The organism is Leifsonia sp. ZF2019, assembly GCF_019924635.1.
Taxonomy (GTDB): Bacteria; Actinomycetota; Actinomycetes; order Actinomycetales; family Microbacteriaceae; genus Leifsonia.
In genome coordinates this window covers 4,128,582-4,143,238 of the sequence record NZ_CP065037.1, presented here as the reverse complement: position 1 = coordinate 4,143,238, position 14,657 = coordinate 4,128,582, and the positions used below count along the sequence as shown (strand labels likewise).

18 protein-coding genes are annotated in these 14,657 nt (G+C 70.9%); all 18 read left to right on the top strand.

What is annotated here, in order from left to right; genetic code table 11:
• The first annotated feature begins 66 nt into the window (after positions 1-66).
• The 18 genes from IT072_RS20210 to IT072_RS20125 all read left to right on the top strand — a co-directional run bounded on the left by IT072_RS20210 (position 67) and on the right by IT072_RS20125 (position 14,518).
• Positions 67-900 carry a flagellin N-terminal helical domain-containing protein gene (locus tag IT072_RS20210; RefSeq protein WP_223358627.1) on the top strand — a complete coding sequence of 278 codons (834 nt, stop codon included), beginning with the start codon at positions 67-69 and terminating at the stop codon, positions 898-900.
• Between the two features lie 151 nt (positions 901-1,051).
• Positions 1,052-2,437: a flagellar filament capping protein FliD gene (gene fliD / locus IT072_RS20205; RefSeq protein ID WP_223358626.1), complete on the top strand. Its 1,386-nt coding sequence runs from the start codon at positions 1,052-1,054 to the stop codon at positions 2,435-2,437.
• A complete protein-coding gene (gene fliS / locus IT072_RS20200; protein WP_223358625.1) occupies positions 2,434-2,862 on the top strand; it encodes a flagellar export chaperone FliS in 429 nt (142 codons plus the stop codon). Before fliD ends, fliS begins: the two co-directional genes overlap by 4 nt.
• Positions 2,852-3,214 carry a hypothetical protein gene (locus IT072_RS20195; protein WP_223358624.1) on the top strand — a complete coding sequence of 121 codons (363 nt, stop codon included), beginning with the start codon at positions 2,852-2,854 and terminating at the stop codon, positions 3,212-3,214. The genes fliS and IT072_RS20195 overlap by 11 nt, the downstream gene beginning before the upstream one ends.
• A gap of 541 nt (positions 3,215-3,755) precedes the next feature.
• On the top strand, positions 3,756-4,097 hold the full coding sequence (locus IT072_RS20190; RefSeq protein WP_223358623.1) for a flagellar basal body rod protein FlgB: 342 nt from the start codon (positions 3,756-3,758) through the stop codon (positions 4,095-4,097).
• 14 nt (positions 4,098-4,111) lie between these two features.
• Complete coding sequence (locus tag IT072_RS20185; protein WP_223358622.1) at positions 4,112-4,504, top strand: flagellar basal body rod protein FlgC; 393 nt, start codon at positions 4,112-4,114, stop codon at positions 4,502-4,504.
• Positions 4,504-4,809, top strand: coding sequence for a flagellar hook-basal body complex protein FliE (gene fliE / locus IT072_RS20180; protein WP_223358621.1), 306 nt, complete (start codon positions 4,504-4,506; stop codon positions 4,807-4,809). The genes IT072_RS20185 and fliE overlap by 1 nt, the downstream gene beginning before the upstream one ends.
• On the top strand, positions 4,809-6,395 hold the full coding sequence (gene fliF / locus IT072_RS20175; protein WP_223358620.1) for a flagellar basal-body MS-ring/collar protein FliF: 1,587 nt from the start codon (positions 4,809-4,811) through the stop codon (positions 6,393-6,395). The genes fliE and fliF overlap by 1 nt, the downstream gene beginning before the upstream one ends.
• The gene (gene fliG / locus IT072_RS20170) at positions 6,392-7,411 is read left to right on the top strand and encodes a flagellar motor switch protein FliG (protein ID WP_223358619.1); all 1,020 of its coding nucleotides are present in this window, start codon (positions 6,392-6,394) and stop codon (positions 7,409-7,411) included. Before fliF ends, fliG begins: the two co-directional genes overlap by 4 nt.
• Positions 7,401-8,024: a FliH/SctL family protein gene (locus tag IT072_RS20165; RefSeq protein WP_223358618.1), complete on the top strand. Its 624-nt coding sequence runs from the start codon at positions 7,401-7,403 to the stop codon at positions 8,022-8,024. Before fliG ends, IT072_RS20165 begins: the two co-directional genes overlap by 11 nt.
• Positions 8,021-9,334, top strand: a complete 1,314-nt coding sequence (locus IT072_RS20160) for a FliI/YscN family ATPase (RefSeq protein WP_223358617.1) — start codon at positions 8,021-8,023, stop codon at positions 9,332-9,334. Before IT072_RS20165 ends, IT072_RS20160 begins: the two co-directional genes overlap by 4 nt.
• A complete protein-coding gene (locus IT072_RS20155; RefSeq protein WP_223358616.1) occupies positions 9,334-9,780 on the top strand; it encodes a hypothetical protein in 447 nt (148 codons plus the stop codon). Before IT072_RS20160 ends, IT072_RS20155 begins: the two co-directional genes overlap by 1 nt.
• Positions 9,777-10,430, top strand: a complete 654-nt coding sequence (locus tag IT072_RS20150) for a C40 family peptidase (RefSeq protein ID WP_223358615.1) — start codon at positions 9,777-9,779, stop codon at positions 10,428-10,430. Before IT072_RS20155 ends, IT072_RS20150 begins: the two co-directional genes overlap by 4 nt.
• A complete protein-coding gene (locus IT072_RS20145) occupies positions 10,427-12,004 on the top strand; it encodes a flagellar hook-length control protein FliK (RefSeq protein WP_223358614.1) in 1,578 nt (525 codons plus the stop codon). The genes IT072_RS20150 and IT072_RS20145 overlap by 4 nt, the downstream gene beginning before the upstream one ends.
• 39 nt (positions 12,005-12,043) lie before the next feature.
• Positions 12,044-12,481, top strand: coding sequence for a flagellar hook capping FlgD N-terminal domain-containing protein (locus IT072_RS20140; RefSeq protein ID WP_223358613.1), 438 nt, complete (start codon positions 12,044-12,046; stop codon positions 12,479-12,481).
• A gap of 46 nt (positions 12,482-12,527) precedes the next feature.
• Positions 12,528-13,697 carry a flagellar hook protein FlgE gene (locus tag IT072_RS20135; RefSeq protein ID WP_223358612.1) on the top strand — a complete coding sequence of 390 codons (1,170 nt, stop codon included), beginning with the start codon at positions 12,528-12,530 and terminating at the stop codon, positions 13,695-13,697.
• Positions 13,698-13,856: 159 nt separating this feature from the next.
• Positions 13,857-14,129: a type II toxin-antitoxin system Phd/YefM family antitoxin gene (locus IT072_RS20130; RefSeq protein ID WP_223358611.1), complete on the top strand. Its 273-nt coding sequence runs from the start codon at positions 13,857-13,859 to the stop codon at positions 14,127-14,129.
• Positions 14,126-14,518, top strand: coding sequence for a PIN domain-containing protein (locus IT072_RS20125; RefSeq protein WP_223358610.1), 393 nt, complete (start codon positions 14,126-14,128; stop codon positions 14,516-14,518). Before IT072_RS20130 ends, IT072_RS20125 begins: the two co-directional genes overlap by 4 nt.
• Positions 14,519-14,657: the final 139 nt, after the last annotated feature.

The following is a 14,657-nucleotide window of genomic DNA, read 5'->3' as shown; positions in this document are numbered from 1 at the left end:
CCGATAGGGCTCCTCGCGGGCCACGGATGGGCCGCGGAACACAACCCAGATCATGGAGGAAACATCATGGGTATGCAGATCAACACCAACATCGCGGCCAACAACGCCTACCGCAACCTGAACAACACGCAGAGCGACCTCTCGAAGTCGCTCGAGAAGCTGTCCAGCGGCCTTCGCATCAACCGTGCGGCGGACGACGCGGCGGGCCTGGCCATCTCGGAGGGCCTGAAGTCGCAGGTCGGCGGCCTCACCGTCGCCGCCCGCAACGCTCAGGACGGCATCAGCGTCGTGCAGACCGCTGAAGGTCAGCTGACCGAGGTCCACTCGATCCTGCAGCGCGTGCGCGACCTGGCCGTCCAGGCAGGTAACGACTCGAACAACACCGACTCGCGCGCCGCCATCAAGACCGAGGTCGACCAGCTCCAGAAGGAGCTCACCCGGATCTCGGGCAGCGCCAACTTCAACGGCATCAAGCTGCTCGACGGCTCCAACGCCACGCTGACCTTCCAGGTCGGTGCCGGCGACACCGCGGCGAACGACCAGATCTCGGTCGACCTGTCCGGTGCGAACGTCGCCACCGTCGCCACCGCGGTCGGTGCCCTGACGTTCGACTCGGCGGCCAACGCTCTGACCTCGATCACGGCTCTCGACACGCAGATCAAGAACGTGTCGACCGCCCGCGCGAGCCTCGGTGCCGTCCAGAACCGCTTCGAGAGCACCATCCGCAGCCTCAACGTCTCCAAGGAGAACCTGTCGGCTGCGTCGTCCCGTATCACCGACACCGACATGGCGGAGGAGATGGTGAAGTACACCCGCTCCAACATCCTGTCGCAGGCTGGTACCGCGATGCTCGCCCAGGCCAACCAGTCCGGTCAGGGCGTGCTCCAGCTGCTCCGCTAGTCCGCGAGTCCCAGCTGACCAGCATGCAGTGAAGGACGGCCGGGATGCGACGCTCAAGAGCGCATCCCGGCCGGCTCACCGCAGCACCTGATCCGCCGAGCACCACCAGCAGCATCACCCGCACCAGCCGTCCACCAGGGAGGGAGCACCGATGGGTTTGGCCGTCGACGGTCTCATCAGCGGTCTGCAGACCACCGATCTGATCAATCAGCTGATGCAGGCGGAGGCTGTTCCGCAGACGCTGCTGAAGAACAAGGTCACCACCTCCACCACCTACATCACGGCGATGCAGGCGCTGAACACCAAGGTGGCCGCCCTCGCAGACCTCGCGACGAAGACCGCGAAGCCCGCCACCTCCGACCTCCACACGGCCACGTCGAGCTCGACCGCCGTCACCGCGACCGCGGGGGCGGGTGCGGTGGACGGCACCATCGACTTCACCGTCGACAAGGTCGCCCAGTCGCAGGTCTCCGTCACGGGCCCGCTCACACAGTGGCCCGACCAGCCGCCGGTCCTCACGTTCGTGGCCGCCGACGGGACGATGAAGCAGGTCACGGCCACGAGCTCGTCGCTGGCCGACGTCGCCGCGGCGATCAACAAGGCCGGAGTCGGCGTGACCGCCACCCGCGTCGCCGCCGGGCTCGACCCCTCGACCGGCGAGCAGCTCTACCGCCTCCAGCTGAGCTCCACCAAGACCGGCGCCGAGGGCGCCTTCACCGCCTACCGAGGCTCGACCGCCGATGTGACCGCCGGCACCGCCACCGACCTGCTCACGGAGCCGGGAGCGGCACAGGTGCGGCAGGCGCAGGACGCGCAGCTCACCCTCTGGAGCGGAACGGGCGCCGCCCAGACGGTCACCTCGTTCACCAACACCTTCGCGGATGTGCTCCCCGGTGTCTCGATCACCGTCACCGCCGCGTCGAGCACCCCGGTCACCCTCACGGTGGCGCGCAACGACCAGGCCATCTCCGATGTAGCGAAATCCTTGGTCACAAGCTTGAACGACATCCTCTCGTACATCGCGACGAAGCAGGAGGTCACGACCAGCACCGACACCGCGGGCGGCACCGTGGTCACCGCGGGCACCTTCACGGGCGACTCCACCGTGCGGGATACGAACCAGAAGCTTCTCGACGCAGCCTCGGCCCCGATCGACGGCGTCTCGCCCTCCACCTACGGTATCTCGATCACCAGTGACGGCAACATGTCGTTCGACGCGGACAAGTTCGCGACGGCGCTCGCTGCCGATCCCGAGAAGACGAAAGCGGCGGTCGCTGCGATCGCGCAACGGGTCGCCGACGCCGCCACCGCTGCCAGCGACAAGTACGACGGCACGATCACCACGAAGATCACGGGCGAGCAGTCCACGGTCAAGAGCCTCAACACCCAGATCACCGACTGGGACACGCGCCTGGCCGATCGCCGCTCCAGCCTCGAGAAGACGTACGCCAACCTCGAGGTGCAGCTCCAGAAGCTGCAGTCCCAGTCCAATTGGCTGACCGGCCAGCTCTCCTCCCTCTCATCGAGCTCCTCATGACCCTCCTGAACTCCGCCGCCGCCAAGCTCTCCGCCTACAACCGGGACAGCGTGCTCTCCGCGAGCCCCGCCCGCCTCCTGACGATGCTGTACGACCGTCTGGTGCTCGACCTGACCCGTGCGGAGAACGCCCTGGGCCCGGACAACTGGCCGATCGCGTGGGAGAACCTCCGCCACGCCGACCAGATCGTCGCGGAGCTCGCCTCCAGCCTGCGCGTCGAGCTGTGGAGCGGCGCGGACGGCCTCCTGCAGCTCTACGCGTATCTCGCCGAGCTGATCGTCGACGTGACCATCGAGCGCGATGCGGCGAAGGTGCGCGAGGCGATCGAGCTCGTGGAGCCGCTCCGCCAGGCCTGGCACGAGGCCGCCGCGTCCATCCCGGCCGTGAACGCCGGTGCCGGCGGGAGCGACCTCGGTGTCGCCTGACGCGGAGGGCGCTGCCGAGGGGACCGGCTCCCCGGAGATCCTGGACTCCTCCGAGGCCCTGGACTCCGCGGAGTCACTGGGCCCGTGGACGGCGGCACTCGAGCGTATGGAGGGCGAGCTGCACAGCGCCCTCGCTGGGGCGGACCCCGTTCCGTGGCGCCCGCCGATCGCGCTCGGGCCGCTCCCGGCGGCGCTGCACGATCGTGCGGCGCGGCTGCTGGAGGCCCAGCACCACACCATCCGCCATCTCGAGGACGTGCGGCAGACGACCGCGAAGCACCTCGCCGCGGTGAAGTCCGTCCCCCGGGCCGAAGATGGTCCGCGGCCGGTCTACTTCGACCTGCTCGGCTGATCGGAGCGGCCCGATTTGCTCATATGAGCAGACCTGGATCCGGGCGTCAGGCGCCCTCTCGGGCGTGTCCTCGCCGTCCGTCGGGCATTCATGGGCCGTTCACCGCGCGGGGGTGGACCGACGCGTTCACCTTCCCCTGCTCCGCCCACGTTGTCCACCTGTGGATAACTCTGGGGAGAAGTGGTGGATGGAGGTGCGAAACGTGTGGAGGACACGCGCGAGATGTGTGGACACTCACCACACACAGGAAACAAAAATCGCAACTGATCAGCAAAAACCTGGCAATTTCGCTCGCGTCGAACATCCCTTCGAAACCACATCCGTGTAATTCACACCCTCGTTCCAGTTGTGGATGAAGCTGTGGGTATACCGCTTTCGGGACCCGGAAATCCACTCTTTCCACACCGCGATCCGCAGGCTGTGGGCAATTGCGCGGACGTCGCTAACGAGCCGCTTGGAACGGCCGATAGAGCAGGCTGAGCACGGATAGCTCACCCACCAGGCCACGGATGCGCCGCCCCGACCCCGATGGAGTGCAGCTGTGCTCGAATCCGTGACCAGTGCCGCCCTGACGAGCGCCCTCGACGGCCTCGCCGCGCGGCAGCGGGCGATCGCGAACAACATCGCCAACGTCAACACCCCCGGCTACACGGCCGAGCGGGTCTCGTTCGAAGACGCCCTCGCCCGCTCGGTGGCCGAGGGCGACGGGCACACCACCGCGACGACGGCGCGCTCGCTCGAGCCGACGCGGCTCGACGGCAACAACGTCAACCTCGACACCGAGACTCTCTCGAACGTGGACACGGTCCTGCGGTTCCAGTTCGCCTCCCAGGCGGCGGGCAACCAGTTCACGGCGATCCGCTCCGCACTGCGGACGAGCTGACGGGAGCACCGGCGATGACATTCGACGCGATCGGGATCGCGGGCACGGGTCTCACCCTGCACCGCAAGTGGCTGGACGCCGTCTCGGACAACCTGGCCAACATCAACACCGCCAAGCCGACGGACGGCGCCGCTTTCCAGGCCCGCTACATCGTGGCGCAGGAGGGGCAGGGGGTCTCGGGGGCGTACGTGGCCGGAGCGGCCTACGGCAGCGCGGAGGGGCGCATGGTCTACGAGCCCGACAATCCAGTGGCGGACGCCGAGGGGTACGTCCGCTACCCCGACATCGACCTCTCGGAGCAGATGGGGGCGCTCATCATGGCTCAGCGCGGCTACCAGGCGAACGCCGCCGTGGTGGACCGCGCCAAAGAGACCTACCAGGCCGCCCTGCAGATCGGAAAGAACTGATGCCCATCTCTGCGATCTCCGCCGTCGGCTCGGTCGGCGGCACCACCTCCGCCGCGGCTGCGGCCGGTACGACCGCGAGCGGGGGAGCGGCCTTCGGCGACGCGCTCTCGGGAGCGATCGACAACCTCCAATCGCTCCAGGGGACCAGCGACAAGCTCGCCATCCAGGCCGTCACGGGCAACCTGGACGACATCCATGACGCCACCATCGCCTCCTCCCGCGCCCAGGTGACCCTGGAGCTCGTCGCCGGCGTGCGCAACAAGGCCGTCGACGCGTTCAACGAGATCATGCGGATGCAGGCCTGATGCCCCAGCAGGTGACGAGCTTCTTCCGGAGACTCGGCGACACGGTCCGTGGGTTCTCGATCGCCCAGCGGGTGATCGCGATCATCGGCGTCGCCGTGCTGACCCTGGGTGTCACCGGCATCGCGCTGTGGGCGTCGCAGCCGACGTACACGCCGCTGTTCTCGGGACTGCAGTCGTCCGACGCCTCGGCGATCGTCGACCAGCTGCGCACCGACGGCGTGCAGTACCAGCTGACCGACGGCGGCTCGACCATCCTCGTGCCGCAGCAGAGCGTCTACGACGAACGGCTCAAGGCGGCCTCGGCGGGGCTGCCGTCGTCGACCACCGGCGGGTACTCGCTGCTCGACAAGATGGGTGTCACCTCGTCGGAGTTCCAGCAGTCCGTGACGTACAAGCGCGCGATGGAGGGCGAGCTCGCCAACACCATCGGCGCGATGAAAGGCGTCAAGACGGCGTCGGTGCGGCTCGCGATCCCGGAGGACACCGTCTTCGCGGCAGAGAAGAAGGACCCGACCGCCTCCGTCTTCGTCGAGACCCGGAACGGCGTCACCCTCAGCCAGGACCAGGTGCAGGCGATCGTCCACCTGACCAGCGCCGCCGTGACCGGCATGCAGCCGACCGACGTCGCGGTCGTGGATGCGAACGGCACGGTGCTGAGCGCCGTGGGCACCGGTGCCGTCGGGGGAGCGGACAAGCAGGCCGGCGACTACGAGACGCGGGTGAAGAACGCCGTGCAGGACATGCTCGACAAGGTCGTCGGCCCGGGCAACGCCACCGTCGCGGTCGCCGCCGATGTGAGCAAGGAGTCCGCGCAGCGCACCGAGGAGTCGTACACCGCGCCGACCGATGCGCCGTCGCTCAGCGAGACCAGCCAGAAGGAGACGTACACGGGCTCCGGCGGAAGCGCCGCGGGTGTGCTCGGGCCCGACAACATCGCCGTTCCCAACGGGACCAACGGCAACGGCACCTTCAACTCCGAGTCGTCGACCAAGGACAACGCGGTCGACAAGGTGACCGAGCAGCGCACCATCCCGGCCGGCGCGATCAACCGGCAGACCGTCTCCGTCGCGCTCAACTCCGACGCCGTCGGCAGCGTCAGTCCCAACGAGATCCGCAACCTGGTGAATGCCGCGGCCGGCATCGACACCAAGCGGGGCGACTCCGTGAGCGTCGAGATGGTGCCGTTCAGCAAGGCGGGCGCCACCGAGGGGGCCAAGGCCCTGCAGGAGGCGAAGGACGCGGCCGCCGCCGACCAGCTGACCGGCGTCATCCGCACCTCCATCATCGCCGCGGCCGTGCTGGCCGCTCTGATCATCGTGTTCGCCCTCGTGCGCCGCGGCCGTCGCAAGGCCGCGGAGCAGAGCGAGCTCGAGGAGGAGTCGGTGGCGTTCGAGGCCTCGCCGTTCCCTCTCCCGCTCGAGCAGGCCGCTCCGACCGTGCCGATGCAGCTCGACGCTCCGGACCCGGACGGCCCCGAGCTGGAGGCGGAGCGTCGACGCTCCGAGATCGAGGCGCTCGCCGAGCGCGATCCGCAGAAGACCGCGGAGTACCTGCGCAGCCTGATGGATGATCGGGCGGCCGTATGACCGACGCGAAGACACCGCTGACCGGCCCGCAGAAGGTCGCCGTCGTGCTGATGAACATGGATCAGCAGCGCGCGGCCCAGGTGATGAAGCAGTTCTCCGACGAGGAGGCCGACGAGATCACCGCGGAGATCCTGCGACTGCGCCGCGTGGACCCGGGGGTCGCCGAGAAGGCGATGACCGAGTTCCACGACCTCGCGACGCGCGGCGCCGTCTCCACGCGCGGCGGCCGCGAGATCGCGGTCGGGCTGCTGGAGGCCTCCTTCGGCGCCGAGCGAGCCACGGGAGTGATGAACCGTGTGGCGTCGAACATGGCGGGCAAGCAGTTCGAGTTCCTCGACACCGTGGAGCCCGGCCAGGTGCAGATGCTGCTGGCGGGGGAGCTGCCGCAGACCAGCGCCCTCGTGCTCGCGCACCTGCGCGCGGACCACGCCTCCCGCGTGCTGAGCGGCCTCGGCGACGAGGCCCGCACCGAGGTCGCGCACGCGATCGCGACGATGGGCTCGCCGAGCCCGGATGCGGTGCGGGTCGTCGCGGACACGCTCAAGCAGCGGGCGAGCGCGGTCGTCGCCGCCCGCACCGCCAGCGACGCGGTCGGGGGAGTGCAGCCCCTCGTCGACATCATCAACCGCTCCGACGCGAGCACCGAGAAGGCGCTGCTGGAGGCGCTGGAGCGCCGCGATCCCGAGCTGGCCGAAGAGGTGCGCTCGCGCATGCTCACTTTCGACGACATCGTGCGCCTGGAGGCCCGTGACGTGCAGCAGGTGCTGCGCGGTGTGGACGTCGCCGTGCTCGCCGTGGCGATGAAGGGGGCGGCGCCGGCGGTCGAGGAGATCATCACGGCCAACCTCTCGGAGCGCAACCGCGAGGTGCTCGCCGACGAGGTGCGGATACTCGGACCGGTCCGCCTCTCCCAGGTCGAGGAGGCACGTGCCGCGGTCGTGCGTGCCATCCGCGATCTGGAGGCGACCGGTGCGATCACCGTGCAGCGCGGCGACGAGGACGCGTATGTCGACTGAGACCGCCTTCGAACCGCTCGCGATCCCCGTGCTCACGGAGACCGAGCAGGAGCATGCCGCGCTGACGTCGGCGCGCTCCCGCGGCTACGCGACCGGCTACGCGGACGGGCGCAGGGCGGCCGCCGAGGAGCAGCGCGCGTGGCAGGAGGCGGCGGAGCGGTCGCGTGCCGAGCAGGAGGAGCGTGCCGCGCGGCGGGTCGCGGTGCTCGCTCAGGCGCTGCGTGCCGCGGCCGTCGAGCTGGGCGACGCCACCGTGCCGGTGCTCGCCGAGGTCGAGGATGTGCTGGTCGAGGCCGCTTTCGAGTTGGCCTCCGCGGTGGTGGGGGAGGCGCTGGCCGACCGGGTGTCGGCCGCGCGTGCCGCCGTGAGCCGCGCGCTGGCGGGCGAGACCGTCGGAGCGGTGGCCGTCGTGCGACTGAACCCGGAGGACCTGGCGCTCCTGACGGAGGCGGACGCGGGAGCGGGGGGCGCGACGACCGGGCCCGCTGCGGCGCCGCGGCTCGTGGCGGATCCCGCGCTCGCGCCCGGCGACGCGATCGGCGAACTGCCGGCGGGCTGGCTCGACGCGCGTGTGGCGACCGCGCTCGCCCGCGCGAGGGAGGCGCTCTCGTGACCGCGACGCTGCCGCGCTGGGCCCGGGCCGTGCGCGAGGCCGCGCCCGAACGCGTCGGCCGGGTGAAGACGGTCATCGGCCTGGGCGCCGAGGTCGAGGGTGTCGCCGCGGCGATCGGCGACCTGGTGACCATCGGGGAGGTTCCCGGCGTGCACGCCGAGGTGGTCGCGACGACCGCGGACTCGGTGCGCGTGATGCCTTACGGCCGCGTGACGGGCATCGCCGCAGGGGCGCCGGCGCGCGCGGTACGCACGCCGCTGCTCGTCCCGACGGGCCGCGGGATGCTCGGCCGCGTGATCGACGCGCTCGGCCGTCCCATCGACGGCAAAGGCCCCGTCGAGCCCGACGGGTTCGTGCCGCTCGACAACCGCGCGCCCGACGCGATGCGCCGTGCGCGCATCCTGAACCCGCTGGGCCTCGGCGTGCGTGTGCTCGACACCATGGTGAGCGCCGGCCGCGGTCAGCGTCTCGGGCTGTTCGCGGGGTCCGGTGTCGGCAAGTCGTCCCTGCTGTCGATGATCGCGCGCGGCACGGAGGCCGATATCTCGGTCATCGCGCTGGTGGGGGAGCGCGGCCGCGAGGTGCGCGAGTTCCTCGAGGACGACCTCGGCGCGGATGGGGTCGCCCGCTCGATCGTGGTGGTCGCCACGTCCGACGAGCCGGCGGTGATGCGCCTGCGCGCCGCATTCGCAGCCACCCGTATCGCGGAGTCGTTCCGCGACCAGGGCGCCGACGTGGTGCTCATGATGGACTCGCTCACCCGCGTGGCGATGGCGCAGCGCGAGATCGGCCTCTCGGCGGGCGAGCCTCCGGCCACGCGCGGCTACCCGCCCTCGACATTCTCGCTGCTGGCCCAGCTCCTCGAGCGCGCGGGGACCGGCGAGACCGGCTCGATCACCGGGCTCTACACCGTGCTCGTCGACGGCGACGACCACAACGAGCCGATCGCCGACTCCGCCCGCAGCATCCTCGACGGTCACGTCGTGCTCGACCGCCGGCTCTCGGTCGTCGGCCATTTTCCGTCGGTCGACGTGCTCGGCTCCATCTCGCGGCTGGCCTCGCGTGTCACCACGCCCGAGCAGCGCGCCGCCGCGACCGCGCTCCGTGCCGTGCTCGCCGCCAAAGTGGCCGCGCAGGATCTGCTCGATGTCGGCGCCTACAAGCCGGGCACGAACCCGCGGGTCGATGCCGCGGTCGCGAACGAGGACGCCATCAACGCGTTCCTCCGGCAGAGCATCGGCGAGCCGGCGCCGTCGGCGGAGTCCTGGGCACGCCTCGGCGCGCTCGTCGCGACGATGGGAGGGGTGTGATGGCACGCACGTTCCAGCTGGCCGGACTGCTGCGCCTGCGGCAGATCGAGAAGGACCACGCCGCGAGCGACCTCGCGGCGGCCAACGCGCTGCGACGCGATGCGGGGGAGCGACAGGTGCGTGCGATCGCCGCCCTGCACGCCGTCCCCGTCGAGGCGACCGACGCGAGCACGCTGTTCGCGCTCGCCGCCGCCCGTGCGTCCAGCCGCAGCATGCTCGCCGACCTGACCGCGCTCGCCGCCCAGGCGGAGGCCGACGCCGCGGCGGCGCAGGAGGCGTTCACCGAGGCGAAGAAGCGGGCCGTCGGCCTGGAGAAGCTGGAGGCGCGCCACGCGGCGGAGGTCGTCGCCAGCGATCTCGGTGCGGAGCAGGCGGCCATCGACGAGATCGCGACCGGCGCCTGGCAGCGCGACCGGTCCGCCGACGGACGGGGGAACGGGTCATGACGGTGACGGACGCGATCGGACGGATCGCGCAGATCCAGGCGACGCTCGTGCAGCTCGACAGCGTCACGACGGGGACGGCGACACCCGTCGCCTCCACCCGCTCGTCGAGCGGCGCGACCGACTTCGCCTCCGCCCTCACGCAGGCCCTCGGCGGCACGGGCGCCACGACCGACGCCACCACCTCGAGCGGGGGAGTGACCGGTGCAGACGTGGTCGCCGACGCAAAGAAGTACCTCGGCGTCCCGTATGTCTTCGGCGGCACCTCCGCCTCCGGCCTCGACTGCTCCGGCCTGGTGCAGCGCGTCTTCAAAGACCTCGGCATCGACGTCCCGCGCCTGGTCTCCGGTCAGTCGACGGTGGGTACCGAGGTGCCCTCGCTCGCGCAGGCCCAGCCCGGCGACATCATCGTCTGCAACGGCGGCGAGCACATCGTGATCTACGCGGGCGACGGCAAGGTCATCCACGCGCCGAGCGAGGGCCGCAACGTCAGCCTGGTCGACAACTGGCTCAGCGACTCCGACATCGTCACGATCCGCCGGGTGGTGCCGCAGACGAGCACGGCCGCGTCATCCGCGTCGTCGCTCTCCATTGCTCAGACGGACGCGCTGCGCTCGCTCTTCACCTCCATGCTGCAGGGAGGCTCGCTGTGAGCCCCGCGGCGGTGGGGTCGGCGCCGATGGCGGCGGGGAGTGCTCCGGGAGCCCCGGGTGCCACGTCCGCCCGCTCAGGCACGGCCGGCGGCGACGCGTTCGCCGCGCTCCTCAGCGGTGCTTCTGCGCGGGACGCCGGTCGAGGTGCGCGCGACGCCGCGGGGTCGCGGGATGCCGCCGGCACGCGGGAGGCGCGTCCGTCGCACGAGGCCCGTGCCGCCCAGCATCGCCCCGCCGGGCGCGCATCGGCGCGCGCGGGAGGGCCGACCGAGGGAGCGGCGTCCGCGACCGCACACTCCGGCGACGTCGGCGCCACGACGGGGTCTGCCGCCGAGCCGGCCACGGCCTCATCGGGCGCGGCGTCCTCGAGCGCAGCGTCCTCGACCCGGGCGGCGACGGACGGCCTCGCGGCCCCGTCGCCGATCGGCGCGGGCGTGGCGCTGATCCCGGCTGTGCCGGCGCCGGTCGCGTCGCCTGCCGTCGCCGCGGACGCGGCGAGCGGCGCGACGACCGCCGTCGAGATCGGGGGCAGCGCTGCGGGGGCCACCGGCGAGGCCGCCCCGAGCACCGCCCCGGCCGGGGCACAGGTGCTCGCCGCGTCGGGCGCGGTGTCGTCGACTCGTGATCTCGCCGCGGCGACGTCCCCGGCCGCCGGCGCGCTGTCGTCCGCGGTTCCGGAAGCGCGGGCGGCACACGGACCGACTGCGGACGCGCCCGGGCGCTCCGGCGAGCTGTCCAGCGCCCAGCTGCCGAGCGACCAGCTGTCCACCCCCCAGCTGTCCGGCGCACCGAGCGCCGCTGCAGCAGCGTCCCCGAGCACGCCTGCGCCCACCATCGCGACACCGGTGACGAACGCGGGCACCGGCCCCGGCGCCGGACCGGCCGGGACCCCGGCGGCCGCCGCCGTCGTCGCGGGAGCCCGTGCCGGCGAGGGGGTCCAGCCCGCCGTGTCCGCCGAGCCGGCTGCGCGCCCGGGGACCGAGACCGCGCGCGGTGCCGACCCGCAACCCGCACCGGCGGCTGCCTCGCCCGCCCCCGTCACCACGACACCGACGGTCGCCCCTCCCGTGGCCGCACCGCAGCCTTCCGCCGCCGCTCCGGCCGCTCCGGCACCGACCCCCGCCCCGCACGCCCCGGCACAGACACTCGACGCGCAACTCGCGCGGCCCGTGTTCACCCTCGCCGCGGCGGGCAAGGGCGAACACGTCATGACCGTGCACGTGACCCCCGACACGCTCGGGCCGGTCACCGTCCGCGCCCACGTCGGCGCGGAGGGCGTACGGGTGGAGCTCTTCGCGCCGACCGACGCGGGACGCGACGCAGTGCGGGCCATCCTGCCCGACCTGCGCCGCGACCTGACCGGCGCGGGACTCAGCGGGTCGCTCGACCTGTCGTCCCAGAACCAGCCGCCGCCGCAGCAGGACTCCTCGCCGCGCGACGGCCTGCGCGGCGGCCCGGCCACGCAGACGGAATCGCCCGGCCGCACCCGCGCCGCAGCCGACCAGCTCTCGGCGGCGATCGCGACCGGCGCTCCGCCCGACGGCTTCGCCCACTCGATCGACCTGATCGTCTGAACCCCGAACCGAACCATCCGCCACCAGAAGGGAGCCACCGTGGTCGACGCCGTCACCGGAACCGACACCGCAACCACGAGCGGGATCTACACCACCGCGCCCACGCGCACGCCCAAGCAGACACTCGACGGCGAGGCGTTCATGCAACTGCTGGTGACCCAGCTGCGCAACCAGGACCCGAGCTCGCCGATGGACACCAACCAGATGATCTCGCAGACCACCCAGCTGGCCGTGATGGAGAAGCTCACCAACATGGACACCACGAGCCAGGAGGGCTTCGCCCTGCAGATGCGCTCCGCCGCGGCCCAGCTCATCGGGCACACGGTCAGCTACCTCGACAAGAACGGCGACACCCGGACCGGCGTCGCCGGCTCCGTCTCGTACGCGGGGTCGGTGCCGATCGTCACCGTCGGCGACGCGAAGATCAACCTCGACGCGATTCTGGGTGTGGTCGCCCCGACGTCCGCCGCCTCCTGAACACCTCCGACTCTCCGCCCCGCAGCATCCACAGAAAGGCAGCGTCATGCTCCGCTCTCTCTACTCCGGAATCTCCGGCCTCCGGTCGCACCAGACCATGCTCGACGTCACAGGCAACAACATCGCCAACGTCAACACCACCGCCTTCAAGTCGTCCGCTGTGCAGTTCCAGGACACGCTCTCGCAGCTCGTCCAGGGTGCGGGCGGCCCGCAGGCGCAGACCGGCGGCACCAACCCGGCGCAGATCGGACTGGGTGTGCTCGTCGCCGGCATCTCCACCAACTTCACCCAGGGTGCGGCACAGGCGACCGGCCGCGCGACCGACATGATGATCAACGGCGACGGCTTCTTCGTCACCAACGTCGGCGGCGAGACCGTCTACACGCGCGCCGGCTCCTTCGACCCGGACGCCCTCGGCCGCCTGGTCGGCCCCGGCGGCGCGATCCTGCAGGGCTACAACGCGGTCAACGGTGTCATCCAGCAGGGTGGTGCGCTCAGCGACATCACCATTCCGCTGAAGGCCGTCACCCCGGCCTCCGCGACCACCGCCGCGAACGTCAACGGCAACCTCCCCTCGGACGCGGTGACCGGCGACCAGCTCGTGCGCGACATCTCCGTCTACGACGCGAACGGGACGGAGCGCAAGCTCACCCTCACCTTCACCAAGTCGGCCACCGGGTGGGACGTCTCCGGCACCGACGGCACCGCCACCACGACCGGCGCGATGACGTTCAACAACGGCGTCCTGGCGACGGGAGGCGCGCTCACCGTCGGCGGCGTCAACGTCAACCTCAGCACGGTGACCGGCTACTCCGGACTCTCGACCGTGGCCTTCAAGGACCAGAACGGCCGCGCCGCCGGCACCCTCGAGTCGTTCACGCTCTCGAAGGACGGCACGATCATCGGCCTCTTCTCCAACGGTGACAAGCAGGCCGTCGCCCGCATCGCCCTTGCGACCTTCGTCAACCCGGGCGGCCTCGAGAAGGCCGGCGGCTCCACCTACCGCGCCACCATCAACTCGGGAGCTGCCCAGATCGGCGGCCCCGGGGAGGACGGCCTCGGCAACATCCAGGGCGGCTCTCTCGAGATGTCGAACGTCGACCTGTCCCAGGAGTTCACCAACCTGATCGTCGCGCAGCGCGGCTTCCAGGCGAACGCCCGCATCATCACCACCTCCGACGAGGTGCTGCAGGAGCTCACGAACCTGAAGCGCTGACCTCTCCGTCGCTGACCTCTCCGTCGCTGACCTCTCCGTCGCTGAGGTTCACGACGTTGCGGTCATTCCGACCGGAATCGCCGCAACGTGGTGAACTTCGAGCTTCGCTCTGTGAGCGGTCTGCGTAGATATATGTCTACGGTCGCGTAGGATGGAGGCATGACAGCCACGATGGAACGCCCGGAGCGAAACATCACGGTCGGGCAGCTCCGCCAGAACCCGACGCGGATGCTGGCCGACGTACAGAACGGAGAGTCGTACGTCGTCACGAGCCACGGTCATCCGATCGCCGACGTGGTGCCGCACACCGACGGAGCGTGGGTGCCGGTGGAACGAGCGCTCGCCGCGCTCTCGAGCTCGGATGCGATCGGCTGGGCCGAGGAGCTCTCCGAGCAGCGCGCCTCCCAAGACCTCCGGGACCCGTGGGGATGAGGGCGGTCGTCGACACCAACGTGCTGATCACCGGCCTGCGAGCAGTACCGCCAGAGATCACGGAGATCGCCGTCTCATCCATCAGCTATGCCGAACTCGAACAGGGGCTCGTGAACCCCGACGTCGCGCCGACGGTGTTGGCCGAACGTCGGCTGCACCTGCTCGAGATCCGGCGTACGTTCGGCCGAGGCCTGCCCTTCGACGACACCGCTGCCGATTACTTCGGCCGGGTCGTCGAGGCCGTCCACGCCGCGGGGCGCTCGCCGCGCGGTCGGATAGCCGATTTGATGATCGCCGCGACGGCGCGCGCGCACGACGCGGTCGTCATCACGCACAACACGGCCGACTTCGCAGGACTCGAACGGATCGTCCGCGTCCTCCCCGCTTGATGACAGCACCGCGGACGACCTCGAAAAGTAGTTTTGAGACGATCCTGCGGGTGCGGACACTTCTTGGGTAGGAGCGGCCCGACGGGCCTGCCCACCGTGTCCCGGACGGCATTCGGCTGAAAATCCACCCGGGATGCCG

Bases quoted from the DNA above. Each gene is read 5' to 3' on its own strand.
- IT072_RS20210 (WP_223358627.1), top strand. From the start codon at position 67: ATGGGTATGCAGATCAACACCAACATCGCGGCCAACAACGCCTACCGC.
- fliD (WP_223358626.1), top strand. From the start codon at position 1,052: ATGGGTTTGGCCGTCGACGGTCTCATCAGCGGTCTGCAGACCACCGAT.
- fliS (WP_223358625.1), top strand. From the start codon at position 2,434: ATGACCCTCCTGAACTCCGCCGCCGCCAAGCTCTCCGCCTACAACCGG.
- IT072_RS20185 (WP_223358622.1), top strand. From the start codon at position 4,112: ATGACATTCGACGCGATCGGGATCGCGGGCACGGGTCTCACCCTGCAC.
- fliE (WP_223358621.1), top strand. From the start codon at position 4,504: ATGCCCATCTCTGCGATCTCCGCCGTCGGCTCGGTCGGCGGCACCACC.
- fliF (WP_223358620.1), top strand. From the start codon at position 4,809: ATGCCCCAGCAGGTGACGAGCTTCTTCCGGAGACTCGGCGACACGGTC.
- fliG (WP_223358619.1), top strand. From the start codon at position 6,392: ATGACCGACGCGAAGACACCGCTGACCGGCCCGCAGAAGGTCGCCGTC.
- IT072_RS20165 (WP_223358618.1), top strand. From the start codon at position 7,401: ATGTCGACTGAGACCGCCTTCGAACCGCTCGCGATCCCCGTGCTCACG.
- IT072_RS20155 (WP_223358616.1), top strand. From the start codon at position 9,334: ATGGCACGCACGTTCCAGCTGGCCGGACTGCTGCGCCTGCGGCAGATC.
- IT072_RS20150 (WP_223358615.1), top strand. From the start codon at position 9,777: ATGACGGTGACGGACGCGATCGGACGGATCGCGCAGATCCAGGCGACG.
- IT072_RS20135 (WP_223358612.1), top strand. From the start codon at position 12,528: ATGCTCCGCTCTCTCTACTCCGGAATCTCCGGCCTCCGGTCGCACCAG.
- IT072_RS20130 (WP_223358611.1), top strand. From the start codon at position 13,857: ATGACAGCCACGATGGAACGCCCGGAGCGAAACATCACGGTCGGGCAG.
- IT072_RS20125 (WP_223358610.1), top strand. From the start codon at position 14,126: ATGAGGGCGGTCGTCGACACCAACGTGCTGATCACCGGCCTGCGAGCA.